We start from the raw sequence: 24,469 nt of genomic DNA, 5'->3' as shown, positions 1-24,469 counted from the left end.
ATGTTCTGAAATGGGGCCTTGACGGTTCATTGATTCGCCGGCATTCACGCTGTCGTGATGACTTCGATCGACATGACGCTTGGGATGCCGCCGTGGGACGGCGACGTGGCGAAGGCGCGCCGGTTGCAGACCGAGCTGGCTGCGCAGGTGCGGCTGCAGGACGACTATCCGCCTCTGCGGCGCGTGGCCGGCGTGGACGTGGGCTTCGAGGACGGCGGCGCCGTGACGCGCGCTGCCGCGGTGCTGCTCGACGCGCAGACGCGCGAACCGGTGGCCGAGGTGGTGGCGCGACAGCCGACGCGCATGCCCTATATCCCCGGCCTGCTTTCCTTCCGCGAACTGCCCGCGGTCCTGCAGGCGCTGGCCGAGCTGCCGGAAGCACCGGACCTGGTCTTCGTCGACGGACATGGCATTGCGCATCCGCGGCGCCTGGGTATCGCCGCGCATCTGGGCGTGGTCACGGGCCTGCCCACGATAGGCGTGGCCAAGTCGATCCTGGTCGGCGTGCACGGCGAGGTCGGCCCGCATCGCGGTGATCGCCAGCCGCTGAAGTACAAGGGCGAGGTAATCGGTTGCGTCCTGCGCAGCAAGGACCGCATCCGTCCGCTGATCGTGTCGCCGGGCCATCGCGTCAGCATGGCGACAGCGCCCGAACTGGTGCTCGCGTTCGGCACGAAATACCGGCTGCCCGAGCCAACGCGGCTCGCCGATCGGCTGGCGTCGCGGCGTGACAGCCTGCGGCGCTGAGGCGAGCGGACTCAGACGTTGGCGACAGGCACCAGCCGATAGCCGAAGGCCGCCGCCAGACGGGCCACGGCGGCGACGGCCTCGGTGTTCCTGGACGTCGATTCGGCCGATGCGCCCAGACGCCAGCGCGAACGTTCGTGCGCGACGGGGCGCGAACTGGCCAGGCCATGCAGCTCCAGTTCGCGCAGGAAGCGGTACACCGTGCCGAGGCTGGTGCGCGGTTCGAGGCATTGCGCCCGACGCAGCAGTTCCACCGCGTCGGGCTCGCCGTCCGCATCGTGCAGAACCTGCCAGATCGCCAGGCGCGGCGGCGTGGCGCGCATGCCCACGCGCGCCAGCAGCGATGGAACATCGACAACTGGCGCGGTGGTCATGGGCAGGCGCTCACGCATCCTTCTTGCCGTTGACGATCTCGTCCGCGGCCCGCTTGATGATGCCGACGATGCGCTTCACTTCCTCTGCGTTCCACGGGCCGCCGTGCATGAACAGGGCGCGCTTGAGGTTGTGCATCGCTTCGCGCAGCGCCATCGGCGCGGCGGCGCGGGCGAACATCTTGGCGGTCTGCTCCATGCGCGACATCACCGCGTCCACCGCTTCCTTGTTCTCGGCCAGGAACGCCTTGCCTTCCTCGGTGATGGTGTAGAGCTTCTTGCCGTCGTCGTTCTGCACGCTGGCGTGGCCCAGTTCCTCCAGCAGGGTGAGGGTGGGGTAGACCGCGCCGGGGCTGGGGGCGTAGGCGCCGTCGAACATCTCCTCGATGGTGCGGATCAGCTCGTAGCCGTGGCGCGGCTGCTCGGCGATCAGGGCGAGCAGGATGAGCTTGAGGTCGCCGTGGCCGAACACGCGTCCGCCGCGGAATCGACCACCCATGCCGCCCCAGCCGCCTTCGCCCTCGTCGTCGCCAAACCCGCGGCGACCACGGCCCCGTCCGATACCCATGGCCTCGCGGGCCCAGGCCTCGCGGCCCTCGAAGCCGTCGCGGCAGTAGCCGTGGCGGCCGTGGTGGTGATGGTGGTGCTCAAAGAAATGACGAAATCCCATGACAGTCTCCGATATATCGTAAGTAACAGTCTTAAGATATATCGTTAGTTTTGGGGAATGCAAGGGGCTGGGTGGGTTTTCGCCTGCTCGGGCGGTAAGGCGCTGGATTCCGGCCTGCGCCGGAATGACGGTTATGAAGGTATTTGGTGGCTCAAAGCCAGCGGCTCCGCTGTGGCGCGTTCAGCACGCAAGAACCAACGTGCGAGAGACGCGGAGCCTTCCCAGGTGCAGCTCCGTGTGACCGTCATTCCGGCGCAGGCCGGAATCCAGCGCCTCATCGCGGCATCCATGCGAGGCGCCTGTTCGCCATCGTGACAACCACGGGCCCCAAAACCTTGAAACACCCCCACCGCGCCTTCACCCCATAACCATTCCCCACGCCCCACCCCCAAGGACGACCCCATGCTGCTCCGCTGGTTCGAATCGCTGATCGACGCCTTCAAGGAGCCCGTCGATGGCATGCCGCCGCCGTCGGTGTGGCGGTTCTATGTGTTCTACCTGCGCCAGGTGTGGCCGGTGTTCGCCGCCGCGCTGGTGGTGGGCTTTGGCGTGGCGCTGGTGGAGGTGTCGCTGTTCGGCTTCATCGGCAGCATCGTGGACATGGCCAAGGGCGCGCCGGTGGCGGATTTCTTCCGGCTGCACGGCAACGAGCTGCTGTGGATGGGCTTCGTGGCGTTGATCGCGCGCCCGGTGCTGATCGGCCTGCACGACCTGCTGGTGAACCAGGCCATCGTGCCCAACCTCACCAACCGCATCCGCTGGCAGAACCATCGCTATGTGATCCGGCAAAGCCTGGGCTTCTTCCAGAACGACTACGCGGGCCGCATCGCCAACCGCATCATGCAGACCTCCGGGGCGCTGCGCGAATCGGCGGTGCAGATCGTCGATGCCATCTGGTACGTCGCCATCTACACCGGCAGCGCCATCGTCATGTTCGCCAAGGCTGACTACTGGCTCGCCGTGCCGCTGATCGTGTGGCTGGTGGCCTATGTGGCCACGCTGCGCTATTTCGTGCCGCGCACCAAGGAGCGTTCGTGGCGCCAGTCCGAGGCGCGTTCGCGCCTGATGGGCCGCATCGTGGACGGCTACAGCAACATCCTCACGCTCAAGCTGTTCGCGCACACGCAGCGCGAAGAGGCCTACGTGGCCGATGCCATGGGCGAGCAGATCAAGCGCATGCGGGCCATGACGCGCCTGACCACGGCGATGGACGCCACCATCACCACGCTCAATGGTTTCCTTATCGTCGGCACCTCGGCGCTGGCCTTGTGGCTGTGGAGCCAGGGCAAGGTCACGGTGGGTGCGATTGCGCTGAGCACGGGGCTGGTGATCCGCATCAACAACATGTCCGGCTGGATCATGTGGGTGATCAACGGCATCTTCGAGAACGTGGGCACGGTGCAGGACGGCATCGAGACGATTGCGAAACCGCGCGCCGTGCAGGATCGCGAAGGCGCCATGCCGCTGGAAGTCACCGAAGGCAGCGTGCGCTTCGAGGACATCCATTTCCATTACGGCAAGCAGGGGGGCGTGATTTCCGGCCTGGATCTGCACGTGCGCGGCGGCGAGAAGATCGGCCTGGTCGGCCCTTCGGGCGCGGGCAAATCCACCCTGGTGAACGTGCTGCTGCGGCTGTACGACCTCGAAGGCGGGCGCATCCTGATCGACGGCCAGGACATCGCGCAGGTGGCGCAGGAAAGCCTGCGTGCGCAGATCGGCGTGGTCACGCAGGATACCTCGCTGCTGCACCGTTCCATCCGCGACAACCTGCTGTATGGACGTCCGGACGCCAGCGAGGCGCAGGTGATGGAGGCCGTGCGCAAGGCGCGTGCGGACGAATTCATCCCGCAGCTGGTCGACGGCGAAGGACGCGTGGGCTACGACGCGCACGTGGGCGAGCGCGGCGTGAAGCTCAGCGGCGGCCAGCGCCAGCGCATCGCCATCGCGCGCGTGCTGCTGAAGGACGCGCCCATCCTGGTGCTGGACGAGGCGACCTCCGCGCTCGATTCCGACGCCGAGGCGGCCATCCAGGACAGCCTGGAAGTGCTCATGCGCGGCAAGACGGTGATCGCCATCGCCCACCGGCTTTCCACCATCGCGCGCATGGATCGACTGGTGGTGATGGACAAGGGCCAGATCGTGGAAACCGGCACGCATGCGGAGCTGATCGCGCGCGGCGGCCTGTATGCGCGTCTCTGGCAGCGGCAGACGGGCGGCTTCGTGGCGGTGGAGGACCCGGCGGAGGACAACGTACCCGCGTAACGCGCGGGCATCGCACCGCTGTCGCAGCGTGCCCTGCCATGCGCATGAACGCTCGCGAAGACTTGAGCTTTATTTGTTCCGTCTTTCACGGCACGCGCGTCAGCATGCCCGTTCACCTTCATGGGAGCCGCGATATGCCTACAGAACGAGCCTTGGCACGCGCCCGCAAGGACAGGCGCGAGGGCAAGTCGGCCAGTACACAGGCCGGTGAATTCGTGCGCGAGGAAATCGAGCACATTCGCGAAGGCAAGCACGGCGCCCGCTCTACGGAGCAGGCCATCGCCATCGGGCTGTCGGAGGCGCGACGCGCCGGCATCGCGGTGCCAGCCAAGCAAGGCGGCAGCGCCAGCCGCAGGAAACCCGTGACGAAGAAAACCTCGGCGAGCAAGGAGAGTTCAGCCAAGCGCAGCCGCGCGACGCTGGATGCGCTGAAGCGCGAAGGCGGCGCCGCCGCATCGAAGGCGGCCCTGTCCGAGCATGCGAAGGAAGCCGCCGCCGGGCGCAGCCCCGCGGAGCGTGCCGACGCCGCGAGGAAGGCGGCCCGCACCAAGGGGCCGGCCAAGCGCAAGACGGCGGCGAAGAAGGCAGCACGTACGCGTGCCACGACCCGTGCGGCCGGTGCCACGCGCGCGGCGCGCACCCGCGCCATGCGCGGACGCACGCGTTAGTGCATCAGCGGTCGAACACCAGCAGGGTGGACGTGGCCGAGCCGTAGAGACGGCCCTCGGCATCGACCAGGTTGGCTTCGGCAAAGGCCACGCGTCGGCCGATGCTGCGCACGCGGCCTTCCGCGCGAACGCGGCCGGTGTCGCGCGTCATCGCCTTGTGGAAGGCCACTTTCAATTCCAGCGAGGTATACGCCTGTTGCGCGCTCAATCGCGAGTGCACGGCGCAGCCGCAGGCAGAATCGAGCAAGGTGGCGAAATAGCCGCCGTGCACGACGCCCATGGGGTTGTAGGCGTGCGGGCCGGGCGTGCCGGCGAATACGGCGATGCCGTCGCCCACTTCCACCAGGTCGAAATCCAGCGAATCGCCGATGCCGGGCCGCAGGCCGGAGGCGATGAAGGCGCGCAACTGTTCCAGCCCGCTCATGCCCTGGCCGATCTCGGTGATCATGCTCATGCGGTAGGCTCCAGCCCCAGGCGCTGCTTCAGCAACCGGCGCGAGTCGGCAAGAATGGCGTCGGAGCGTTGCGTGTCGGTTTCCACGCGGGCCAGCGACAAGGCGCCCACCAGTTCGGACACGGTGGAGCGCGCCAGCGCCTGCGGATCGGCATAGGCCATGGCCTCGAACTTGCGAGCCAAGGCGCCGGTGAGGCGACGCGCGCCCTCGGCGAACAGCGCGCGTGCATCGTCGGGAAGGCGCGGCAGGTCGGAGGCCAGCGCCGCCATGGGGCAGCCGGCGCCGCGCATGTCGCGGTGCCTGGCCGAGAGGTAGAAGTCGATATAGGCCGACAGGCCCTCGGCGGGGCTGCGGCCTTCCATCTCATGCACGAAGCGTGCGCGCGATTCCTCGAACATCTGCCCGATGGCGGCGGTGACCAGTTCGTCCTTCGACTTGAAGTGCGCGTAGAAGCCGCCGTGGGTCAGGCCGGCTTCGGCCATCACGCCGGCCACGCCGATGCGGTCGGGGCCATCCTTGCGGATGGCCTGGGCCGCCACTTCCAGCACCTTGCTGCGGGTCTTCTGCTTGTGTTCGGCGTCGTAGCGCATGGCCGCTCCACGTGTTGTATGACATAAATCATACTATTGCACCGGGACGTCGCAAGTGCCGCGCAGGTTCGCCGTGCAGGCCCGCGTTCACGGTGGAGGCAGCTCGTCGGCGTGGTGCGGCGATGACGAAGATGGAAACGTCATGCTGGGCAGCACGTCGTCGCGCCGGATCAGGCCGTGGTACAGCGCCGCGCCCATGTGCCCGAGCACGGTGACGAACAGCAGATAGGCCAGATAGCGATGCGCCTCGCGCAGCCAGGCGAAGGTCTCGCCGTTCGCCGCAAGGATCGGCGGCAGATGCACGGAACCGCCCAGCGAGATCGGATAACCGCCTGCCGACAGCATCGCCCAACCCACCAGCGGCAGGGCGAGCATCAACGCGTACAGCAGCCAGTGCGAGGCATGCGCCACGAAGCGCATCAGGGCCGGCATGTCGTCCGGCAGGGGCGGCGGCGGAAAACGCAGGCGCACGCCGAGCCGGATCAAGGCCAGGATGAAAATGAGCGCGCCCAGCGGCTTGTGAAGGGCGAGCAGCCACGTGTGCTTGCCGGACACGGTGGACACCATGCCCACGCCGATGAACAGCATCGCCAGGATCAGCACCGCCATGGTCCAGTGCAGCAGGCGCGCCAGCGGATGAAAGGCCTTGGGTGTGTTCATCGCGGCTGCTCCGAAGGCGAGCCCGCGTGCGCGGTGCCGGGAAGGTGGGCCTCCTCGCCGGTGCGGCGCAGGTACGAATCCGCATAGGCGGAGGAACGCGCCGGCAGCAGCGGATCGTCGGAGATCGCGATGCCGGAGGGCAAAATGGTCGGGTCGTAGTTCACGTCGCGGCATGGGCCGCTGTCCTGCGGTTGCTCGCTCTCGATCACCAGCGTGCCCGCGTCGATCACGTGCCGATCCGCCGGCCACACCTTGGTGGCGTCGTTGATCGGGTCGCCCGGGGCGCCCAGTGTCACCAGCAGGCGCCAGCGCTGCGGCCCGCGCGCCAGTCGCTGCTCCAGGTCGCGCGCGAGATAGTCCTTGTCGCCGGCCTGCGGGCCGGTGCCGGCGTCGTCCGCCGCTTCCGGCACCACTTTCCAGCGCACGGGATGGCGCTTGCCCGTGGCATCGACGAAGTAGAACGCATTGAGTCCTTCATAGGTTTCGGTGACGTAGCTCGCCGAGGGCTTGGCCGTCTTTACCCACGCAAGAAACGCCCCGGCTTCCGGATGCGCGGCGAAGAACGCCCCCATGCGCTTGGGATCGGGCTTGCCCGTGGCCGGGTCGGGTCGGGCGGCCATCAGCTGCTCGTAGAACGCTTCCGGCGTCGCCACCGGAAATACCGGCATGCTGTTCATGCCCGTGCGCCATTGCTCACCGTTGGGCAGCGAAAAGCGCAGCGCGAAACTGCGGATGGGCACGCTGCTGTCCGGCGCATAAGGGTTGCCGCCGGGCAGCGCGAACCGGCCGATCACCGGCGTGCGCCCGGCCGCGAATACGCTGGCCTTGGAATAGGTGGCCGCCGCGCCGTTGCTCTCGAAGTAGCCCGCCACGCACACGCCCTTGGCGTGGTTGCGGCGGTAGCCGGGATAGACGCCGCTGTTGTCCTGCAAGGCATTCACGATGCGGTGCGAGGTCAGTCGTCCCGGCGCGATCCAGCCGGCGACATAGGCGAAGGCGGCGGCGAGCGCCGCCACGGCGATGCCGATCACCGCCCACCTCCAGGGCTGGTGCGATGGCGACGGCGAGGATGGGTCAGTCATGCGGCACTCCCGGATGGGCAGGTGGATGATCCTGACTTCGTCCGGTGGCGGCCGACGGTTACATCGATGCGGCAAGTCGGGGCGCCGCCGGGAGGTCTCGCCCCGGCGCCGGAGTGTGTGGCGCCGTTATTCTCCGCCCGCCATCATGCAGCGCCGCGTGAAGAAGGGGCCCGCGTGGTCAATGGTGTCTGCTGCCAGCACGCGGCACGTCGTGCGCGTCGCGGTCGGCCTACTTGAAGAAGGTCGAGGTAAAGATCACGCCCAGCGCGTTCTGCGCGGCCTCGTCCGGCAGTTCCTTGGGGATGGTTTCGTTGAAGAAACGCATGCCGTCGATCAGCGCCATGGTGCTGAAGGCCAGGTCCTTGGGCGGGGCGGGCGGCTTGCTGCCGCGCATCTGGTAGAAGCGCTCGATGACGTCGGCGATGTCGTCGCGCTTCTCCAGGCAGTACGCGTTGAGCTTGGCGCGGAATTTCGCGTCGCGCAGCGCCAGCACGCGTGCCTCGGCCCACAGGATGAAGTTCTTCTCGTCGCGGTACACGCGCAGGTAGTACTGGGTGATCTGCTCCTCGATGGCCTCCAGCGACTGCGGGGCGTCGAGGATCTGGTGCAGGTCCTGTCGTACGCACTGGTGGTCCTGGCTCAGCAGCTCGATGAACAGCTCCGCCTTGCTCTTGAAGTTGGAGTAGAACGCCCCGCGCGTATAGCCGGCCTGCGCGGTGATGTCCTCCACGCTGGCGGCCGCGAAGCCCTTCTTGGCGATGACGAGTGCCGCCGCCTCCAGCAGGCGCTGGTGGGTCTGGTCGCGGCTTTCTTCGCGGGTGAGTCGTTTGCGGGCCATGCGCCATCTTAACACCTGTGCCGGAAGTCATCATTGGAATCCGCATTTGAACTCAAATACAACTATGTATTAGAGTTCATCGGCGTATGAATGCGGGCGCGGCCTGGCTGGCGTGCCTCAAATCCCCACTTCCCCATCAGGACCGGCTCGTGACCTTTCCCGACTTTCCCGTGCGCGGTGCGGCGCGCAGATCCCTGGCGTGGCTCGCCATGGCGGCGGCGCTTGCCGTGCTTTCCGGCTGTGGGCAGCACGCCCACGATGCCGAGGCGGCGCGGCCTGTCATCGCCATGCCGGCACCGGCGGCGGACGGTGCCAATGTGTTGCGTTTTCCCGGTGACATCCACGCCCGCTACGAGATGCCACTGTCCTTCCGCGTCGCCGGCCAGCTGGTGTCGCGCGAGGCGCGGCTGGGCGACAACGTGAAGAAGGGGCAGGTGCTCGCCCGTCTCGACGACGCCGATGCCGGCAAGAACGAAGCCGCGGCCCGCGCCGCGCTGGACGCGGCCGAGCATCGGCTGACGTTCGCCACCCGGCAGCGCGACCGCGACGAAGCGCAGGCCAAGGAGAACCTGATCAGCCAGCTGCAACTGGAGCAGACGCGCGATGCCTATGCCTCCGCCCTGGCGGCGCAGGTGCAGGCGCGCCAGCAGCTGGAACTGGCGCAGAACCAGCATCACTACACCAGCCTGGTGGCCGATCGCGATGGCGCGATCACCAGCGAGCAGGCCGAGGTGGGGCAGGTGCTGGCGGCGGGGCAGGCGGTGTTCGGCTTTGCGTGGTCGGGCGAGCGCGACGTGTTCGTGGATGTGCCCGAGAACCGCATCGGCGAGATCAGGGCGGGCCAGCCAGTGAGCGTCACGCTTTCTCCGGCGGACGGCCAACCGTTGACGGCGCACGTGCGCGACATCGCGCCGGCCGCTGATCCAGCCAGTCGCACCTATCGCGTCAAGCTGGCGCTGGACGATGTTGGCCCAAAGGTGCACCTGGGCATGACCGTGATGGTGGCGCTGCAGACCGCGCCGCAGGCGGGGCCGGCGGTGCGCCTGCCGGCCACCGCGCTGTTCCACCAGGGCGAACGGCCAGCCGTGTGGGTGGTGCGTCCGTCGGACATGACGCTCGAATTGCGCCCCGTGACCGTGCTGCGCTATGGCGAGCGCGAGGTGCTGGTTGGCGGCGGCATCAAGGCCGGCGAGCGCGTGGTGATGCAGGGCGTGCACACGGTGAGCGCCGGCGAGAAGGTCGCGCCGATCGATCCGCCGCATCCCGAGGATCGCCCGCTATGACGGCGCCAGCTCCCCACGAGGAAGGCCGCTTCAATCTCTCGGCCTGGGCGCTGCGGCATCAGTCGCTGGTGTTCTTCATCATGGTGATGGTGGCGTTGTTCGGCATGCTGTCGTACAGCCGGCTGTCGCAATCGGAGGACCCGCCGTTCACCTTCAAGGTGATGGTGGTGCAGACCTACTGGCCCGGCGCCGATGCGAAGCAGGTGCAGGAGCAGGTCACCGACCGCATCTCGCGCAAGCTGCAGGAGACGCCGTCCATCGATTTCCTGCGCAGTTACTCGCGCCCGGGCGAATCGCTGATCTTCTTCAACATCAAGGATTCCGCCCCGGCGTCCAGCGTGCCCGACACCTGGTATCAGGTGCGCAAGAAGGTGGGCGACATCGCCGCGCAGTTGCCGCCGGGCGTGCAGGGGCCGTTCTTCAACGACGAGTTCGGCGACGTCTACACCAATATCTATGCGCTGGAAGGCGATGGTTTCTCGCCGGCCCAACTGCATGACTACGCCGATCAGCTGCGCGCGGAGCTGCTGCGCCTGCCGGGCGTGGGCAAGGTGGATTTCCTGGGCGACCAGAACCAGCGCATCACCATCGAGATCGCCAATGCGCGACTGTCCCAGCTGGGCGTTACGCCGCAGCAGATCGCGCAGGCCATCAACGGGCAGAACGCGGTGGCGTCGGCGGGCGTGATCACCACGGGTGACGACCGCGTGTATGTGCGTCCCAGCGGCCAGTTCAATGACGTCGCGGCATTGGAGGACACCTTGCTGCGCGTCAACGGGCGCAGCTTCCGATTGGGTGACGTCGCCACCATCCGACGCGGTTACGACGACCCGCCCACGCAGCAGATGCGCTTCATGTCGCAGCCGGTGCTGGGCATCGGCATCACCATGCAGCCCGGTGGCGACGTGATCCATCTGGGCAAGGCGCTGGACAAGGCCGCCGTGGACCTGCAGAAGCGCCTGCCCGCCGGCCTCAAGCTCAACGAAGTCACCAGCATGCCGCATGCGGTGTCGCATTCGGTGGATGACTTCCTGGAGTCGGTGGCCGAAGCCGTGGCCATCGTGCTCTTGGTGAGCCTGCTCAGCCTGGGCTTCCGCACGGGCATGGTGGTGGTGATTTCCATCCCCTTCGTGCTGGCGGCCACGGCGTTGTGCATGGAGCTGTTCGGCATCGGCCTGCACAAGGTGTCGCTGGGCACGCTGGTGCTGGCGTTGGGCCTGCTGGTGGACGACGCCATCATCGCGGTGGAAATGATGTCGGTGAAGCTGGAGCAGGGCTGGAGCCGCCTGCGCGCCGCCGCCTTCGCGTACACCAGCACGGCGTTCCCCATGCTCACCGGCACGCTGGTGACGGTGTCAGGTTTCCTGCCCATCGCGCTGGCGAAATCCGGTACGGGCGAATACACGCGTTCCATCTTCGAGGTGTCCGCCATCGCCTTGCTGGTGTCGTGGCTGGCGGCGGTGATCGTGATTCCGCTGCTGGGCTACCACATGCTGCCCGAACATCACGCTCGGCCCCGGCCGGGCGAGGAATGGTGGGCGCGGTTCCTGCCTGCGCGCTGGCGCGAGGCGCGGCGTGCCAAGGCGCTGACGGCGCCGGCGCACGGCGGCGATATCGATATCTACCAGACGGCGTTCTATCAGCGCTTCCGCCGCGTGCTCGATGCGTGCCTGAAGCATCGCGTGCTGGTGCTGGTGGTCACGGTGGCCTTGTTCGTGGTGTCGATGGCGGGCTTCGGGCTGGTGCCCAAGCAGTTCTTCCCCAGTTCCGACCGTCCGGAGCTGCTGGTGGATCTGCGGCTGCCGGAAGGCGCCTCGTTCGATGCCACGCTGGCCCAGGTCAAGCGCATGGAGGGCGTGCTCAAGGACCGCAAGGAAGTCGCCAACTACGTGAGCTTCGTGGGCAGCGGCGCGCCGCGCTTCTACCTGCCGCTGGACCAGCAGCTGGCGCAGCCTAACTTCGCGCAGTTCGTGGTGACCGCGAAGGACGTGAAGCAACGCGAAGCGCTGGCGGGCTATCTCGATGGCGTGCTGTCGCGCGACTTCAGCGCCGTGCGCACGCGCGTCAGCCGCCTGGAAAACGGGCCGCCGGTGGGCTTTCCCGTGCAGTTCCGCGTGGATGGCGATGACATCGCCACGGTGCGCGGCATCGCCGAGAAGGTCGCCGCGGTGATGCGTGCCGACCCGCGCACGCGCAACGTGCAGTTCGACTGGGACGAGCCGGCCGAGCGCTCGGTGCGCTTCGAGATCGACCAGGCCCGTGCGCGCCAGCTGGGTGTCAGCTCACAGGACGTGGCCGATTTTCTGGCGATGTCGCTGTCCGGCACCACGGTGACGCAGTACCGCGAGCGGGACAAGCTGATCGCGGTAGATCTGCGCGCACCGAAGAACGAGCGCGTGCATCCGGACCAGATCGAGCAGCTGGCGTTGCCCACGCCCAACGGCCAGGCCATTCCGCTGGCCCAGCTGGGCCACGTGCGTTACGGGCTGGAATACGGCGTGATCTGGGAGCGTGATCGCCAGCCTTCGATCAACGTGCAGGCCGATACGCGCAACGGTGCGCAGGGCCTGGACGTGACCAACGCCATCGACGCGAAACTGGGCGAGCTGCGCGGCCAGCTGCCGGTGGGCTATCGCATCGAAGTGGGTGGCTCGGTGGAGCAGAACGCGAAGGCGCAGGGCTCCATCAATGCGCAGATGCCCTTGCTGGGCATCGCCGTGCTTACGTTGCTGATGATCCAGCTGCAGAGCATCGGCCGCACCTTCATGGTGGTGCTTACCGCGCCGCTGGGCCTGATCGGCGTGATCGTGTCGCTGCTGGTGTTCCGCCAACCGTTCGGCTTCGTCGCCATGCTGGGCACCATCGCCATGTTCGGCATCATCATGCGCAACTCGGTGATCCTGGTAGACCAGATCGAGCAGGACATCCGCGAAGGCCATCCGCGCTGGGAAGCCATCGTCGGCGCCACCGTGCGGCGCTTCCGGCCGATCACGCTCACGGCGGCCGCCGCCGTGCTGGCCTTGATTCCGCTGTTGCGCAGCAACTTCTTCGGCCCGATGGCCACGTCGCTGATGGGCGGCATCACCGTGGCCACGGTGCTCACCCTGTTCTATCTGCCGGCCCTGTATGCCGCGTGGTATCGCGTGCGCGCCGACGAGCCGGCCAAGGAGATCACCCCATGATGCGTTTTCTTGCCCCGCGCATGTTGCCGTTCGGCGTCGCCGTCGCGTTGGCCGGCTGTTCGTTCGCGCCACCGGCACGGCCGCCCAAGGCGCCGGAGCCGGCGAGCTACACCGTGTCGCCGACGCCCACGGCCAGTGCCGAAGCCAACGGCGTCGCGCAAACGTTCACCCTCGGCACGCGCGCCGTGCCGCAATGGTGGAAAGCCTACGGTTCGAGCGCGCTGGATGCGCTGGTCGACGAGGGCCTGCGCCAAAGCCCTTCGCTGGAAGCCGCGCGCCACACTTTGGAATCGGTGCGCCAGCAATATCGCGCCCAGGTGGGCGAGGCGCTGTGGCCATCGCTTGACGCTGGCGCGCAGGCCGGCCGCCAGCGCGCGCTGGGCCTGCCCAACTTCGGCAGGCCCACCAACATCTACGACGTCTATGCGGGCCAGCTGCAGCTGAGCTACGACTTCGACCTGTTCGGCGTGTCACGCAACGAAGTGAAGCAGGCGGCGGCGCAGGTGGATGCGCAGTCCTACCAGTTCGATGCGGCCAAGCGTGCGCTCGCCGCCAATATCGTGATCACCGCCGTGCGGGCGTCGGCGCTGGCGGAACAGGTGAGTGCGACGGAACGCTTGTCAGCACTTGCGCGCGAGCAGGTGGAGCTGGCGGACAAGGCGCATCGGCTGGGCGCGGCCGCGCAGGAGGATGTGCTGGCCGCGCAGCGCAACGCGGCGTCCATCGACGGCAGCCTGCCGGGCCTGCGCGCGCAGGCATTGCGCGAACGCCACGCGCTTGCCGTGCTGCTCGGCCGCACGCCGGACCAGGCGCCCGCGCCGCTGCCGCTGGCCAGCCTGAATCTGCCCGCCGACGTGCCGGTGCTGGTGCCTTCGGAGTTGCTCAGCCAGCGCCCGGACGTGCTGGCCGCCGAGGCGGCGGTGCGCGGCGCTTCCGCACAGGTCGGCGTCGCGACCGGCAATATGTTTCCGCATCTGTCGCTGTCCGCCTCCTTCGGTACGGGCGCGTTCGACAGCGCCAAGCTGTTCACCGGCGCGGGAACGATCTGGGGCGCCACGGCAGGCCTTACCCAGCCGATCTTCCACGGTGGCGCCTTGCGCGCGCAGCGCAACGCCGCCGTCGCCAGCTACGAGGCCGCCAAGGCGCAGTATCGGCAGACCGTGCTTGGCGCCTTCCAGAACGTAGCCGACACGCTTACCGCGCTGGATCAGGATGCGCTGGCGTTGAAGGCCGCGCAAAGTGGCGAAGTTTCCGCGCGCCAGTCGTTCCAGGATGCGCAGCGGCGTTATCGCCTGGGTTCGGCGTCTTATCCCGCGACCCTTGCCGGCGAGCAGGGCTGGCAGAACGCGCGCGTGCAGGCGATCCAGGCCATCGCCGCGCGCCTGATCGACACCGCGGCGCTGTATCAGGCCATGGGCACGCCGACGGACGAAAGCGTTGCAGAGCAGGGCGCCAGGAACGATTCCGGGACAGCGAGTGGACACGGCCCGTGAGGCCGCCACGGTAAAAAGCAGCGAAGGTGGATGCGGCCGGGTTGAGGATGAAGGCCCGGCCGTGCGATAGGATGTGCGCACATCCACCCAGTAGCGGGGGCGTCATGACAAGCCCGGTATCGCTGGACGTCAAGCAGCTAGGCAGCAAGGTCATTTCGATCATCGAACATGCCGGCTTGGTGATCGTGCTCGTGGCCACATTGTTCGCGGGCATGCAGGAAATCGTCGACATGTGGCGCACCGGCCGCGTGAGCCTGAGCGACCTGCTGCTGCTCTTCATCTACCTCGAAGTGGTCACCATGAGCTCGGTGTACTGGCGGGTCGGGCGGCTGCCGGTACGCATACCGCTCTACATCGCCATGGTCGCCATATCGCGCCACCTGATCCTCAACACCAGCGAGGTGTCGCCGTGGGTCATCCTGGCGGAAGCCGGCGCGATCCTGGTACTGGCCGCGGCCGTGCTGCTGGTGCGCTACGGGCATACCCGCATGCCGTATACCGATGAAGGTGGTTCCGGGGGGGGCCGGTTCGCACTAGGGGTGGCTTCCGTGTCCTCGGACGAGGCCAGTCGTGAGGATACCGTCGTGCGGCTTCAATGATTTCGTGCGCCTGTCGAAGGCTCTCCTCATAGTCGGGGCGTCCAAGCGTCTTGCTTGCCATCACTCGCCATGAGCGTGGCCAAAACAGGGACATCTTTCTGCAGGGCCGTTCCCGCAGATCGTGACATAGGGATTTCATGGTCATTCGCAGCCATCCGCTCGAGCGAACAGACCCGCCCGCAGGTACGCCTGTACGCGGCAATCGTCGACGTTGACGAGTTACGTAAAGATCGGCTTCGGCCAACTTCTGGCACTTACCGACTCACCTGCCAGCCACGATAAGCATGCTTCGATGGGTGCGTGCGCACCAAGGAGTCGGAGAGCGCGATGGTGAGCAGAAGGCGTTTCGTAAGTGGCATGGCGGGCACACTCGTCGGCGCATGGTTGGCGCCATCGCTGCTGGCAACTGATGCTGCGACGACAAAGGGCGTGCGCGCCACGGTGGACGATTTTGTCAAAGCCAACAACTTTCAGGGCGTCATCCATCTCGTGCGCAATCAGCGCGTGCTGTTGTCAGAGGCCTTTGGCATGGCCGATGTTGAGGCCGGCCGCCGCGCCACGGTGGACACGCTCTATCCACTGGCCTCCATCACCAAATGGATCGTCTCGGTGACAGTGCTGCGGCTGGTTGATCAAGGCAGGCTGGCACTCAATGGCTCCATCGTCGATTACCTCACAGACTATCGACCCGATACGGGTGCCAGGGTGAAGCTGAAACACCTGCTGTCCAATAGCAGCGGCATTCCCAATGGCTTCACACCGCTGGCGAAAATCGACCCGGGCATGTGGACCAAGTCGTATACCACCGACGAGGCCATCAAAGCCTTCTGTTCGGGAGACCTTGCATTTGAACCTGGCAGCCGGTTCTCCTACGACCTCACTAACTGGATCCTGGTCAAGGGCATCGTCGAGCGCGTCACCGGCAAGGATTTCGCCGCCGCCATCGACACTCTCTCGCTGGCACCATTGGGCTTGGAACATGTCCTTCCGCGCTATACCGAAGAGGCCCGGGCGCAGGTTGCCGCCGGTTACGCATCGATCGAACCGCCGATACGAAAAATGAATCCGCAGCTCGCGTATATGGTCGCATCAGGCGGTTATTGCGGCACTGCGACTGACCTTGTGCGTGCAGCCGAAGGCGTCTATGGAGCATCGTTCCTGAGCGCCGCCTCGCGAGAAGCCTTGAGCACGATTCTCGTGCCGACCCAATCCTATGCGCTGGGCGGGCGCATCAGGAAGATACAGGTCGACGGTACGCCCCACGACTTCGCCTGGGAAACAGGTCGTCTGGATGGCTATCGCTCATTGTTGGCTCACCGGCTCGACGGGCAGACCTCCCTGGTGTTGCTCAACAATACCGATCTCAGCCAGAAGACCATCGATCTGTTTGCCGAGGCGATGTTCGCCGCGACCCCGCAGGCGTAAAGGGCAAGAAGCGTAGCTGTCGAGCGCATGCGTGTCGGCCAGGGCTTGGTTAATGGCCGTCTGCGCTGTGATGGGTTCCGATGCCCGGATTCGGTCGAAGCCCAAATGGAAGCGTTGCTCGCCGGTGATACCGTCAAGGACGGGCGCTGGCTGATGCCCAAGCGCCATCTGATAGGCGTCGTGCGCGATCGCCAAGCCTGAAGTGTCGGCAATGTTCTCGCCGATAGTCAGTTCACCATTGAAAGGACGGCCGGACGCGAGTTCGTAATGGTTGTACTGGGCAGGCATCTGTATAGGACGCCTGGTGAGGAGTCCAAGTACGCCATCGTGAAGGAGTTGTTTAGGCGCTTGGCGCGAACGTCGGCGGATGATACTGCGTCGCGGTAGGCCGCACGGTTTGATTGGCCAATTTCGAGCAGGGCGATTAGCCCGTGTTATCGCGGGAAGCCTCGTATTTGGGCAGCCAGTGCCATCATTAAGCGCCAGTGCCAAGGTAATGGGCTTGAGTGCCAAGGTTAAGGACCCTCGACATCTCGACAACTGTCGTAGTCCATTAACTCTGTCACCGCGCAGAACTGGTTGATATAGCTAAGAATTCGTAGCAGGGCGTGCCCGAATGAGTGCCTTGGTGTCATCGTTACGGGCGAATTTCGGCCCAGTGACGGCGCTATCGACCAATGTCTCGCTGCTCTAGTGGGGACGCTCGCAACGAGGTCGGCAGGCAATTCGTCAGTTATCGCGGTAGAGTCAGCTAGTCCAAGCTGGGGCCGGTGCCAAGGTTAAAGGCGCCAGTGCCACGGTTAAGGGCCCTCGACAACAACAACGCGTCCAAAACGCTTGACTCTAGACCTTGATCAAAGGTCTAGACTAAGCCCCATGAACACTCCCAACACCTCCATGACCATCGGTGCTGTCGCGCGACGCGTCGGCGTGGCGATCGACACCATTCGTTACTACGAGCGGGAAGGGCTGCTGCCGGAGCCGTTGCGGCGGGCGTCCGGTTATCGCAGCTATGACGAGGGCGCGGTGCGGCAGTTGCGTTTTATCCGGCGCGCCAAGGATCTGGGTTTCACGCTCGAAGAGATCCGTGACCTGCTGACGCTGTCCGCCGATCGCCAGCGTGGCGTGAAGGCGGTGAAGAAGCGCGCGCAGGAGCGCCTTGCCGCCATCGACGAGCGCATCGCGGAACTTACCCGCGTGCGCGATGGGCTGGAACAGCTGATCGACGCCTGCCCAGGCCATGGCTCGCCGGAACAGTGCCCGATCCTCAAGGCGCTGACGGACGTGGAGGGCGAGGCATGAGCGCGGAAGAACATGCCTGCTGCAGCACGAAGCGGCAACCGGAGGCGAAAGCGAAGAAAGCCTGCTGCGGCGGAAATGGCGCGGCTTCGGAACACGCGCATCACCACGAGCACTCGCATCACGACCATGCGCATCACGACCATGGCGCGCCGATGGCGAAGGATCCGGTGTGCGGCATGAGCGTCGATCCGGCCACCGCGAGGCACCAGGCCGGGCATGATGGCAAGACGTTCTACTTCTGCGCCCAGCGCTGCAAGGAGAAGTTCCTCGCCGATCCCGCGCGTTATCTCCATCCGCCCAAGCAGCCGACGGCAGCCATCGCCGGGGCCATCTATACCTGTCCGATGCATCCGGAAGTGCAGCAGGTGGGGCCGGGGCACTGCCCGAAGTGTGGCATGGCGCTGGAGCCCATGATGCCGACGCTCGACGAGGACGACGGCCACGAGTTGCGCGCCATGTCGCGACGTTTCTGGACTTTGGTCGCGTTGACGCTGCCGGTGTTCCTGCTGGCGATGGGGCCGCATCTGTTCGGCTGGCATCTGCCGTCGCCCTGGGATGGCGTGGCCGCGTGGACCGAGGCCTTGCTGTCCACGGCGGTGGTGCTGTGGGGTGGCGCGGCGTTCTTCGCGCGCGGCTGGCAATCGTTGAAGCCGTGGTCGCCGAACATGTACACGCTCATTGCCTTGGGCACGGGCGTGGCGTGGTTGTATAGCGCGGTGGCGTTTCTGGTGCCGTCGCTGTTCCCGGCGGGTTTCCGCGATATGCACGGCCGCGTCGGCGTGTACTTCGAGTCCGCCGCGGTGATCGTTACCCTGGTGACGTTGGGCGATTTCCTCGAACTGCGCGCACGCCGCCGCACGGGCGCCGCACTCAAGGCCTTGCTGGAGCTGGCGCCGAAAACCGCGCGCCGCGTGGATGCCGATGGCAGCGAGCACGACGTGGCGCTGGAAGACGTGCACGCCGATGACACGTTGCGCGTGCGTCCGGGCGAGAAGGTGCCGGTGGATGGCGTGGTGCTGGATGGCAGCAGCCATGTCGACGAATCCATGCTCACCGGCGAGCCGCTGCCCGTGGGCAAGGTCAAAGGTGATCGCATCACGGGCGGCACGGTGAATCAGGATGGCGCCTTGCTGATGCGCGCCGAGAAGGTGGGCGCGGACACCATGCTGTCGCAGATCGTGACGCTGGTGGCGCAGGCGCAGCGCAGCAAGGCGCCGCTGCAGCGCGTGGCCGACCGCGTCGCGTCGTGGTTCGTGCCGGCGGTGGTTGGCGTGGCGGTGCTGGCCTTTGCGCTGTGGGCATGGCTGGGGCCGGATCCCAAGTTGGCCTATGCGCTGATCTCGGCGGTGTCGGTGTTGATCATCGCCTGTCCGTGTGCGCTCGGCCTGGCCACGCCGATTTCCATCATGGTGGCGAGTGGCCGTGCGGCGCAGAACGGCGTGTTGTTCCGCGATGCCGCGGCCATCGAATCGCTGCGCGACATCGACACGCTGGTGGTGGACAAGACCGGCACGCTCACCGAGGGCAAGCCCGCGCTGAAGGATGTGGTGAGCCTGGGCGATCATCCGCGCGCGCAGCTGCTGGCGATGGCCGCGGCGCTGGAGCGTCCGAGCGAGCATCCGCTGGCGCGCGCCATTCTTGCGGGCGCTGCGGCGGAAGGGCTGGCTGTTCCGGACGTCACGCACTTCCGCACGTTGACGGGCGCTGGCGTCGAAGGCGAAGTGGATGGCCACGCCGTGGCGCTGGGCAATCTGCGCCTGTTGTCGAACGCCGGCGTGCAGCCAGACGCATCGGCGACGGCGAAAGCCGATGCGTTGCGCGAGGAAGGCGCCACGGTGATGTTCCTGACCGTCGATGGCGCGCTGGCCGGACTGATCGCCGTGGCGGACCGCGTTAAGGCAAGCACGCCGCAGGCGATCCGCGACCTGCACGCGGCAGGCCTGCGCATCGTGATGCTGACCGGCGACAACCGCACCACCGCCAAGGCCGTCGCCGCCAAGCTGGGCATCGACGAAGTGCACGCGGATGTTTCGCCGGCCGACAAGGCGGCGGTGATCCGGCAGCTGCGTGCGCAAGGCCGGCGTGTGGCGATGGCCGGCGACGGCATCAACGACGCGCCTGCGCTGGCGCTGGCGGACGTGGGCATCGCCATGGGCAGCGGCACCGACATCGCCATGGAAAGCGCGCAGGTCACGCTGGTGAAGGGCGAGCTCACCGCCATCGTGCGAGCACGCGCCTTGTCACAAGCGACGGTGAGGAACATCCGCCAGAACCTGTTCTTCGCCTTCGTCTACAACGCGGTGGGCGTGCCGTTGGCGGCGGGCCTGCTGTACCCGCTGATGGGCGTGTTGCTCTCGCCCATGGTGGCGGCACTGGCGATGAGCCTGTCGTCCGTGTCGGTGGTGAGCAACGCCCTGCGGCTGCGCCGCGCGGCCTTGTGATGGTTGTCACCCGCGATGGCTGACGCCATGCCCTGCCTGCGGACGCGGGCAGGGCGGATGATCCGCCTGCACCGATGGGGTGCGGGAGGACTTCATCATGAACATCATCAACGACACGCGCAGCACCCTGGAAAAGCACATGCCGCTCCTGCTCGGCCTGCTGGTGGCCCTGCTGGCCGGACGCGCCCTGAAGAAAATGTTCTGGACCGCGTTCGGCATGTACTGGGCGCTGCGGGCGAGCGGCGTGCATTTTTGAGGCGCAGCGCCTGCATAGGGGCGGTTGACGATCGCCGCGACGACACATGCATTAAGCTGTGCGCCCCTCTTTAGCAGGAAGCGCCATGTCCTCCAGCATCGCCCTGGTCTCCCGTTACTACGACGCCTTCAATCGCGGCGACTGGGAAGCCATGCTCGACTGCCTGACGGACGACGTGGCGCACGACATCAACCAGGGGCATCGCGAAACGGGCAGGGAGGCGTTCCGCGCGTTTCTCGGCCGGATGAACCGCTGCTATCGCGAGGAACTGCGCGACATCGTGCTGATGGCCCACGCCGATGGCGCGCGCGCCGCCGCCGAATACGTGGTGCATGGCCAGTACCTGGCCGACGACGAGGGCCTGCCGCCCGCGCATGGGCAGCGCTACGTGCTGCCGGGCGGCGCGTTCTTCGACTTCCGCGACGGACGCATCGCGCGCATCAGCAATTACTACAACCTGCAGGACTGGATCGCGCAGGTGTCCGGCTGAGCCATGGCCGTGCGCATCCTCACCAGCATCGGCGAGGCGGTGCGGCCACACCTGACGGCGCTGGCCCGGCTGCGCATCGCGGTGTTCCGCGACTATCCCTATCTGTACGACGGGGACATGGCGTACGAGCAGCGCTATCTGGAAGCCTATGCGCGTTCGCGCCGCAGTGTGTTCGTGCTGGCGCTGGACGGCGAGGAGGTCGTGGGCTGCTCGACGGGCATCCCGCTGGTCGATGAGGTTCCGGCCATCCAGCAGCCCTTTGTCGAACAGGGCATGACGCTGGGGCAGGTGTTCTATTTCGGCGAGTCCGTGTTGTTGCCGCCGTACCGCGGGCAGGGCATCGGGCATCGCTTCTTCGATGCGCGCGAGCGTCACGCACGCGCCTTGCCGGGCTATCGGTGGACGGCCTTCTGCGCGGTGGAACGCGCCGCGAACGATCCGCGCCAGCCGGCCGGTTATCGCTCCAACGACGCCTTCTGGATCAAGCGCGGTTACCGGCGGCAGGACGACATGTTCTGCACGCTGGACTGGACCGAGACCGAGGCCCTTCAATCCACGCCCCATCGCCTGCGCTTCTGGCTGCGCCCACTGGACGAGAACCCCGACCGCCCATGATCCGTACTCTCGACGAATGGCTGTCCTATCAGGAGCGCGTGAACGTGCGCAGCATCGAGCTGGGGCTCGAACGCGTGCGCGAGGTATGGCAGCGCATGGGGGCGCCCACTCCCGCACGGCGGGTGATCACCGTGGGCGGCACCAATGGCAAGGGCTCCACGGTGGCCATGCTGGAGGCGATGCTGTCGGCGGGCGGGCTGCGCGTGGGCTGCTACACCTCGCCGCATCTGCTTCGCTACAACGAACGCATCCGCATCGACGGCCAGGACGCGGACGATGACGCGCTGATCGCGAGCTTCGAGCGCATCGAGGCGGCGCGCGGCGAGATTCCCTTGACCTATTTCGAGTTCGGCACGCTGGCCGCGCTGGACCTGTGCTCGCGCGCGGCGCTGGATGTCGCCGTGCTGGAGGTGGGCCTGGGCGGCCGGCTGGACGCGGTGAACATCATCGACGCCGACGTCGCGGTAATCACTACCGTCGACTTGGATCACATGGACTGGCTGGGGCCGGACCGCGACACCATCGGCGGCGAGAAGGCGGGCATCGCCAGGGAAGGGCGGCCAGCCATCGTGGGCGAACTCGATCCGCCGGCCGGACTGCTGCAGGCGCTGGAGCGCATCGGCGCCCGCGTCGAGCGTGCGGGTGTGGATTTCACCGTGCAGCGCGAACCCGTGGGTTGGCACTGGCGTCACCGTGACGGGCTCAGCCTGTCGCTGCCCGACCCGACGCTGGCGGCGCCGGTGCAGTACGCCAACGCGGCGGCGTCCATCGCGGCCTTGCATGCGTTGCAGGGTGTCGACGCCGGTTTCGCCGCCATGGATCTCACCGCTGTTGCCGCCACCGGCATGCGCTCGGCGCACGTAGCCGCCCGCCTGCAATGGCTGGGCGGCGATCCGTCCCTGGTGGTGGACGTGGGACACAACCCGCAGGCGGCGCGCGCGCTGGCCGAATGGCTGGACGCGCGGCCGGGCATCCGCGTGCACGCGGTTTATGGCGCGCTGGCGGACAAGGACGTGGCCGGCGTGATCGCGGCGCTGGGCGAGCGCATCGCGCATTGGCACCTGGCCGGGCTGGACGCGGACACGCCGCGCGGTCTCGCTGCCGACGTGCTCGTCAGCCTGCTCAAGTCGGTCGTGCCCGGCGCGCTTTTCGACGCGCATCCGAACGTGCCCGCCGCCTTGCATGCGGCGCGCTCCGCGGCACGGCCGGGCGAATGCGTGCTCGCCTTCGGCTCGTTTTTCGTCGCCTCGGCGGTGCTTGCTGAATCGGCGGGACGGAATTCGGCCTGAGCGGCGGTCAGGGCAGGTATAATCGCGCCGTTCTCGCACCCCGTCGTCTGGAGTCCGTCTTGAAAACACGTCTGCTGGGAGCTGCCGTTCTCATCGCGCTGGCTGTGCTTATCGTGCCGATGTTCATCTCCAGCAACCCTCCAGCCACGAGCGGCGACGAGTCGGTCAGCCTGGCGATTCCGCCCGCGCCGGACCGCGATCTGCAGACCAAGACCATGAGCCTGACGCCCGGCGCGGCCCCGGCTTCCACCGCCGCACCGGCACCGAAGCCGGCCGTGCCGACGCCGGCCGCCACGGCCGCGCCGGTGGGTTCGACCGACCAGCTGGCGACGGTGAACATCGGCTCCAGCCGCCCGCGCGACGTGGAAACCGACCCGACCGCCGGCCAGAAGCCGGAGCCGACCACGGTGACGCGCCCCGGTTCGAGCGCTGCCCAGCCGGTGATCCCGGTGCAGGGCAAGGCCGCCGTCACCGGCGCCGCCGCGACCACGGCCAGCAGCAAGCCGACCGTTCCGGCCCCGCAGGAACCCGCCTTGCCGCCGGCCACGGCCGCCCACGGCGCCTATTCGCTCAATCTCAGCGCCTATGCGTCCAGCGCCAGCGCGCAGAACCTGATCCAGCGCGTGCGCGGCCTGGGCTATCCCGCCAATGGCCGCGCCATCACCCAGGGCGGCAAGTCGCTGACCCTGGTCACCGCCGGTCCGTTCGAATCCCGCGCGGCCGCCGAGGCGGCACGCCTGAAGATCACGCAGACCATCCCGAGCGCCCCGGCTCGCCTGGAAAGCAGCGCCTCCACGCCGACGCAGGACGACGCGCCGGCCGCCAAGCCGGCGACCGCCGCCGCGAATACCGCGGCTGCTTCGTCCTCGCGCGCCGGTGGCTGGGCGGTGCAGGTGGCCGCCATGGGTACGCAGGCCGATGCCAACGCGCTGCGCGACAAGCTGCGCGCGAACGGTTTCGACGGCTACGTGGACACGGTCAATGCGAACGGCAAGCAGCTGTGGCGCGTGCGCGCGGGCCCGCAGACGCAGCGCGCGGACGCCGTGCGCATCCGCGACCAGATCAAGAGCAAGCTGGGCGTGGACGGCAACGTCGTCATCGCGCCCTGAACACGAACCTGAACCCGCCACGGTGAGGTGACCCGGTGAATTGGGCCGACTACATCATTCTTGCCGTACTGGGCGTCTCGGTCTTGATTGGCCTGTGGCGCGGCCTCATTTCCGAAGTGCTGGCGCTGGGCATCTGGATCGCCGGATTCTGGGTGGCCTGGGTGCTCGGGCCGAGCGTGGCGGGTTACTACGAGCGCTGGATCTCGCTGCCTTCGGCGCGGATCGCCGCGGGTTACGCCACCTGCTTCGTCACGGTGTTGATCCTGGGTGCGCTGGTGCGCTTCCTGGTCGCCCGGTTGGTGGAAGGCACCGGCTTGTCCGGCACCGACCGCCTGCTGGGCATGCTGTTTGGCCTCGCGCGGGGCGTGCTGCTGGTGACGCTGGGCGTGTTCCTGCTCAACTTCACGGCGCTGACGCGCGACCCGTGGTGGCAGAATTCCGCGTTGTTGCCGCAGTTCAAGGGAATGGCTGCGTGGCTGGGCGAGCAGGTGCCGGACAGTGTCCGCAACCATCTCAACCCCCCGGCGCTGCTGGACCATTTGCCCGCCTTGCCGGCGGGAATTCCGGGCGCTTCGCCAGCGACCGGGCACGAGCATCATCCCGCGGCCGCGACCACGGTCGGCCCGGCAACCAGTTCTTAAAT

General features: G+C 67.1%; 23 protein-coding genes and 1 pseudogene. 16 read left to right on the top strand and 8 right to left on the bottom strand.

The features are described from left to right. Nucleotides 1-57: 57 nt before the first annotated feature. Nucleotides 58-747, top strand: a complete 690-nt coding sequence (gene nfi, locus BDW41_RS01440) for a deoxyribonuclease V (protein WP_233496732.1) — start codon at nucleotides 58-60, stop codon at nucleotides 745-747. Between the two features lie 11 nt (nucleotides 748-758). Here nfi and BDW41_RS01435 read toward each other — a convergent pair whose 3' ends face one another. Both BDW41_RS01435 and BDW41_RS01430 read right to left on the bottom strand, forming a co-directional pair. After that, the gene (locus BDW41_RS01435) at nucleotides 759-1,139 is read right to left on the bottom strand and encodes a transcriptional repressor (RefSeq protein WP_074547242.1); all 381 of its coding nucleotides are present in this window, start codon (nucleotides 1,137-1,139) and stop codon (nucleotides 759-761) included. Continuing rightward, a complete protein-coding gene (locus tag BDW41_RS01430) occupies nucleotides 1,132-1,788 on the bottom strand; it encodes a PadR family transcriptional regulator (protein WP_074547243.1) in 657 nt (218 codons plus the stop codon). The genes BDW41_RS01435 and BDW41_RS01430 overlap by 8 nt, the downstream gene beginning before the upstream one ends. A 405-nt stretch (nucleotides 1,789-2,193) precedes the next feature. Here BDW41_RS01430 and BDW41_RS01425 point away from each other — a divergent pair, with 405 nt between their 5' ends. Both BDW41_RS01425 and BDW41_RS01420 read left to right on the top strand, forming a co-directional pair. Then, nucleotides 2,194-4,050: an ABC transporter ATP-binding protein gene (locus BDW41_RS01425; protein WP_074547342.1), complete on the top strand. Its 1,857-nt coding sequence runs from the start codon at nucleotides 2,194-2,196 to the stop codon at nucleotides 4,048-4,050. A 134-nt stretch (nucleotides 4,051-4,184) separates the two neighbouring features. Next, nucleotides 4,185-4,718 carry a DUF6496 domain-containing protein gene (locus BDW41_RS01420; protein WP_074547244.1) on the top strand — a complete coding sequence of 178 codons (534 nt, stop codon included), beginning with the start codon at nucleotides 4,185-4,187 and terminating at the stop codon, nucleotides 4,716-4,718. Between the two features lie 4 nt (nucleotides 4,719-4,722). On the opposite strand, the gene BDW41_RS01415 is transcribed toward BDW41_RS01420, so the two are convergent. The 5 genes from BDW41_RS01415 to BDW41_RS01395 form a co-directional block, all read right to left on the bottom strand. Beyond that, nucleotides 4,723-5,172 (bottom strand): PaaI family thioesterase, encoded by a 450-nt coding sequence (locus BDW41_RS01415; protein ID WP_074547245.1) that lies wholly within the window; start codon nucleotides 5,170-5,172, stop codon nucleotides 4,723-4,725. Then, on the bottom strand, nucleotides 5,169-5,762 hold the full coding sequence (locus BDW41_RS01410; RefSeq protein WP_074547246.1) for a TetR/AcrR family transcriptional regulator: 594 nt from the start codon (nucleotides 5,760-5,762) through the stop codon (nucleotides 5,169-5,171). The genes BDW41_RS01415 and BDW41_RS01410 overlap by 4 nt, the downstream gene beginning before the upstream one ends. 87 nt (nucleotides 5,763-5,849) lie before the next feature. Then, nucleotides 5,850-6,422 carry a cytochrome b gene (locus tag BDW41_RS01405; protein WP_074547247.1) on the bottom strand — a complete coding sequence of 191 codons (573 nt, stop codon included), beginning with the start codon at nucleotides 6,420-6,422 and terminating at the stop codon, nucleotides 5,850-5,852. After that, nucleotides 6,419-7,504 (bottom strand): catalase family peroxidase, encoded by a 1,086-nt coding sequence (locus BDW41_RS01400; RefSeq protein ID WP_074547248.1) that lies wholly within the window; start codon nucleotides 7,502-7,504, stop codon nucleotides 6,419-6,421. The genes BDW41_RS01405 and BDW41_RS01400 overlap by 4 nt, the downstream gene beginning before the upstream one ends. A 229-nt stretch (nucleotides 7,505-7,733) precedes the next feature. Then, on the bottom strand, nucleotides 7,734-8,342 hold the full coding sequence (locus tag BDW41_RS01395; RefSeq protein WP_074547249.1) for a TetR/AcrR family transcriptional regulator: 609 nt from the start codon (nucleotides 8,340-8,342) through the stop codon (nucleotides 7,734-7,736). 149 nt (nucleotides 8,343-8,491) lie between these two features. On the opposite strand from BDW41_RS01395, the gene BDW41_RS01390 reads away from it, so the two are divergent. The 5 genes from BDW41_RS01390 to BDW41_RS23625 all read left to right on the top strand — a co-directional run bounded on the left by BDW41_RS01390 (nucleotide 8,492) and on the right by BDW41_RS23625 (nucleotide 16,324). Next, nucleotides 8,492-9,625: an efflux RND transporter periplasmic adaptor subunit gene (locus tag BDW41_RS01390; protein WP_233496731.1), complete on the top strand. Its 1,134-nt coding sequence runs from the start codon at nucleotides 8,492-8,494 to the stop codon at nucleotides 9,623-9,625. Next, nucleotides 9,622-12,807 carry an efflux RND transporter permease subunit gene (locus BDW41_RS01385; RefSeq protein ID WP_074547250.1) on the top strand — a complete coding sequence of 1,062 codons (3,186 nt, stop codon included), beginning with the start codon at nucleotides 9,622-9,624 and terminating at the stop codon, nucleotides 12,805-12,807. Before BDW41_RS01390 ends, BDW41_RS01385 begins: the two co-directional genes overlap by 4 nt. Further along, nucleotides 12,804-14,300, top strand: a complete 1,497-nt coding sequence (locus BDW41_RS01380) for an efflux transporter outer membrane subunit (protein WP_074547251.1) — start codon at nucleotides 12,804-12,806, stop codon at nucleotides 14,298-14,300. The genes BDW41_RS01385 and BDW41_RS01380 overlap by 4 nt, the downstream gene beginning before the upstream one ends. A gap of 104 nt (nucleotides 14,301-14,404) precedes the next feature. Then, entirely contained in the window at nucleotides 14,405-14,899 is a 495-nt protein-coding gene (locus BDW41_RS01375) for a phosphate-starvation-inducible PsiE family protein (RefSeq protein WP_083337540.1), read from the top strand. Nucleotides 14,900-15,199: 300 nt separating this feature from the next. After that, nucleotides 15,200-16,324, top strand: coding sequence for a serine hydrolase domain-containing protein (locus tag BDW41_RS23625; protein ID WP_146217280.1), 1,125 nt, complete (start codon nucleotides 15,200-15,202; stop codon nucleotides 16,322-16,324). Between the two features lie 78 nt (nucleotides 16,325-16,402). Here the strand turns inward: BDW41_RS23625 and BDW41_RS23620 are convergent. After that, nucleotides 16,403-16,612: pseudogene (locus tag BDW41_RS23620) on the bottom strand (M13-type metalloendopeptidase); the annotation flags it as partial. A 588-nt stretch (nucleotides 16,613-17,200) separates the two neighbouring features. Here BDW41_RS23620 and BDW41_RS01360 point away from each other — a divergent pair. From BDW41_RS01360 to BDW41_RS01330, 8 genes are all read left to right on the top strand, one after another. Next, entirely contained in the window at nucleotides 17,201-17,626 is a 426-nt protein-coding gene (locus tag BDW41_RS01360; protein ID WP_074547253.1) for a MerR family DNA-binding protein, read from the top strand. Nucleotides 17,627-17,778: 152 nt separating this feature from the next. Then, entirely contained in the window at nucleotides 17,779-20,067 is a 2,289-nt protein-coding gene (locus BDW41_RS01355) for a heavy metal translocating P-type ATPase (protein ID WP_074547345.1), read from the top strand. A gap of 97 nt (nucleotides 20,068-20,164) precedes the next feature. Continuing rightward, a complete protein-coding gene (locus tag BDW41_RS23475) occupies nucleotides 20,165-20,323 on the top strand; it encodes a hypothetical protein (RefSeq protein ID WP_199179045.1) in 159 nt (52 codons plus the stop codon). An 85-nt stretch (nucleotides 20,324-20,408) separates the two neighbouring features. After that, complete coding sequence (locus BDW41_RS01350) at nucleotides 20,409-20,813, top strand: ketosteroid isomerase-related protein (RefSeq protein ID WP_074547254.1); 405 nt, start codon at nucleotides 20,409-20,411, stop codon at nucleotides 20,811-20,813. Nucleotides 20,814-20,816: 3 nt separating this feature from the next. Beyond that, nucleotides 20,817-21,428 (top strand): GNAT family N-acetyltransferase, encoded by a 612-nt coding sequence (locus BDW41_RS01345; protein WP_074547255.1) that lies wholly within the window; start codon nucleotides 20,817-20,819, stop codon nucleotides 21,426-21,428. Beyond that, a complete protein-coding gene (folC, locus tag BDW41_RS01340) occupies nucleotides 21,425-22,717 on the top strand; it encodes a bifunctional tetrahydrofolate synthase/dihydrofolate synthase (protein ID WP_074547256.1) in 1,293 nt (430 codons plus the stop codon). Before BDW41_RS01345 ends, folC begins: the two co-directional genes overlap by 4 nt. 59 nt (nucleotides 22,718-22,776) lie before the next feature. Continuing rightward, entirely contained in the window at nucleotides 22,777-23,826 is a 1,050-nt protein-coding gene (locus tag BDW41_RS01335) for an SPOR domain-containing protein (RefSeq protein WP_074547257.1), read from the top strand. Between the two features lie 35 nt (nucleotides 23,827-23,861). After that, nucleotides 23,862-24,467, top strand: a complete 606-nt coding sequence (locus BDW41_RS01330; protein ID WP_074547258.1) for a CvpA family protein — start codon at nucleotides 23,862-23,864, stop codon at nucleotides 24,465-24,467. Nucleotides 24,468-24,469: the final 2 nt, after the last annotated feature.

The organism is Dyella sp. AtDHG13 (assembly GCF_003201105.1).
In the GTDB taxonomy this organism is placed as follows: domain Bacteria; phylum Pseudomonadota; class Gammaproteobacteria; order Xanthomonadales; family Rhodanobacteraceae; genus Dyella; species Dyella jiangningensis_B.
This window is presented reverse-complemented; position numbering and strand designations above follow the sequence as displayed.

What these genes read in the sequence shown, in the direction of transcription:
- nfi (WP_233496732.1), top strand. Translation starts at nt 58, where the DNA reads ATGACTTCGATCGACATGACGCTTGGGATGCCGCCGTGGGACGGCGAC.
- BDW41_RS01435 (WP_074547242.1), bottom strand. Translation starts at nt 1,139, where the DNA reads ATGCGTGAGCGCCTGCCCATGACCACCGCGCCAGTTGTCGATGTTCCA.
- BDW41_RS01430 (WP_074547243.1), bottom strand. Translation starts at nt 1,788, where the DNA reads ATGGGATTTCGTCATTTCTTTGAGCACCACCATCACCACCACGGCCGC.
- BDW41_RS01420 (WP_074547244.1), top strand. Translation starts at nt 4,185, where the DNA reads ATGCCTACAGAACGAGCCTTGGCACGCGCCCGCAAGGACAGGCGCGAG.
- BDW41_RS01415 (WP_074547245.1), bottom strand. Translation starts at nt 5,172, where the DNA reads ATGAGCATGATCACCGAGATCGGCCAGGGCATGAGCGGGCTGGAACAG.
- BDW41_RS01410 (WP_074547246.1), bottom strand. Translation starts at nt 5,762, where the DNA reads ATGCGCTACGACGCCGAACACAAGCAGAAGACCCGCAGCAAGGTGCTG.
- BDW41_RS01405 (WP_074547247.1), bottom strand. Translation starts at nt 6,422, where the DNA reads ATGAACACACCCAAGGCCTTTCATCCGCTGGCGCGCCTGCTGCACTGG.
- BDW41_RS01400 (WP_074547248.1), bottom strand. Translation starts at nt 7,504, where the DNA reads ATGACTGACCCATCCTCGCCGTCGCCATCGCACCAGCCCTGGAGGTGG.
- BDW41_RS01395 (WP_074547249.1), bottom strand. Translation starts at nt 8,342, where the DNA reads ATGGCCCGCAAACGACTCACCCGCGAAGAAAGCCGCGACCAGACCCAC.
- BDW41_RS01385 (WP_074547250.1), top strand. Translation starts at nt 9,622, where the DNA reads ATGACGGCGCCAGCTCCCCACGAGGAAGGCCGCTTCAATCTCTCGGCC.
- BDW41_RS01380 (WP_074547251.1), top strand. Translation starts at nt 12,804, where the DNA reads ATGATGCGTTTTCTTGCCCCGCGCATGTTGCCGTTCGGCGTCGCCGTC.
- BDW41_RS01375 (WP_083337540.1), top strand. Translation starts at nt 14,405, where the DNA reads ATGACAAGCCCGGTATCGCTGGACGTCAAGCAGCTAGGCAGCAAGGTC.
- BDW41_RS01360 (WP_074547253.1), top strand. Translation starts at nt 17,201, where the DNA reads ATGAACACTCCCAACACCTCCATGACCATCGGTGCTGTCGCGCGACGC.
- BDW41_RS01355 (WP_074547345.1), top strand. Translation starts at nt 17,779, where the DNA reads ATGGCGAAGGATCCGGTGTGCGGCATGAGCGTCGATCCGGCCACCGCG.
- BDW41_RS23475 (WP_199179045.1), top strand. Translation starts at nt 20,165, where the DNA reads ATGAACATCATCAACGACACGCGCAGCACCCTGGAAAAGCACATGCCG.
- BDW41_RS01350 (WP_074547254.1), top strand. Translation starts at nt 20,409, where the DNA reads ATGTCCTCCAGCATCGCCCTGGTCTCCCGTTACTACGACGCCTTCAAT.
- BDW41_RS01345 (WP_074547255.1), top strand. Translation starts at nt 20,817, where the DNA reads ATGGCCGTGCGCATCCTCACCAGCATCGGCGAGGCGGTGCGGCCACAC.
- folC (WP_074547256.1), top strand. Translation starts at nt 21,425, where the DNA reads ATGATCCGTACTCTCGACGAATGGCTGTCCTATCAGGAGCGCGTGAAC.